General features: G+C 63.7%; 2 pseudogenes. Both read left to right on the plus strand.

The features are described from left to right. Positions 1-864, plus strand: a pseudogene (gene istA / locus N5J71_RS22275) (IS21-like element ISPst3 family transposase); the annotation flags it as partial. Beyond that, positions 857-1,194 (plus strand): annotated as a pseudogene (istB, locus tag N5J71_RS22280) (IS21-like element ISPst3 family helper ATPase IstB); the annotation flags it as partial. The pseudogenes istA and istB, both read left to right, overlap by 8 nt.

Here is a 1,194-nt window from a genome sequence, read left to right on the forward strand (position 1 = left end):
CGCTTTGCGGTGATGTGCGCGCATTACCTGTTCGATCCGGACTTCTGCAACGTCGCCGCTGGTTGGGAAAAGGGCATCGTTGAAAAGAACGTGCAAGACAGCCGCAGGCGTATCTGGCTAGACGCCCAGGACTGCCAGTTTCACTCCTTCGAGGAACTCAATGCCTGGCTGGGCCAGCGCTGCCGCGCGCTTTGGAACGAGCTGACGCACCCTCAATACAGCGGGCTGAGTGTGGCCGAAGTGCTGGAGTTGGAGCGCGCTGAACTGATGCCTGTGCCAGCGCCATTCGACGGTTACGTCGAGCGGCCTGCGCGGGTCTCCAGCACCTGCCTGGTCAGCGTCGGGCGCAACCGCTACTCGGTGCCGTGTGAGTACGCGGGTAAGTGGGTCAGCAGCCGTTTGTATCCGACGCGAATCGAGGTGGTGGCTGACGACGCGCTGATCGCCAGCCATGTCCGCTTGCTGGATCGCGACCAGGTCAGCTATGACTGGCAGCACTACCTCCCGCTGATCGAACGCAAGCCCGGTGCGCTGCGCAACGGCGCGCCCTTTGCTGATCTGCCGGCGCCGCTGCGTCAGCTTAAGCACGGTCTGGGGCGTCATGCCGGCGGTGACCGGATCATGGCGCAAGTCCTGGCTGCCGTACCGGTCGCCGGACTCGATGCCGTGCTGGTAGCCGTTGAGCTGGTACTGGAGAGCGGCAGCCTGAGCGCCGAACACATCCTCAATGTCGTGGCACGGCTGACAGCATCCGAACCACCACCCAGCGTCGAAACCCACTTGTCGCTCAAGGAAGCCCCCGTCGCTAACACGGCGCGCTACGACCGCCTGCGTGGCCAGGCCGAGGAGGTCGGTCATGCGTGATTTGATGGCGGAACTCAAGGAGCTGCGCCTGCACGGCATGGCCACGGCCTGGGCGGAGTTAACTGCACAGGGTGAGTCGAACACAGCCTCGTCCAAGTGGCTGCTCGAACACCTGCTGGAACAAGAGCACACAGATCGCGCCATGCGCTCGGTGAGCCACCAGATGAACATGGCCAAGCTGCCGATGCACCGCGATCTGGCCAGCTTCGATTTCAACGCCTCTAGCGCCGACGCACGCCTGATCAGCGAGCTGGCCAGCCTGGCCTTTACCGACACCGCGCAGAACGTGGTGCTGATCGGTGGGCCAGGCACCGGTAAAACCCACCTAGC

The sequence above is a fragment of the Ectopseudomonas oleovorans genome, from assembly GCF_029845265.1.
GTDB lineage: Bacteria > Pseudomonadota > Gammaproteobacteria > Pseudomonadales > Pseudomonadaceae > Aquipseudomonas > Aquipseudomonas oleovorans.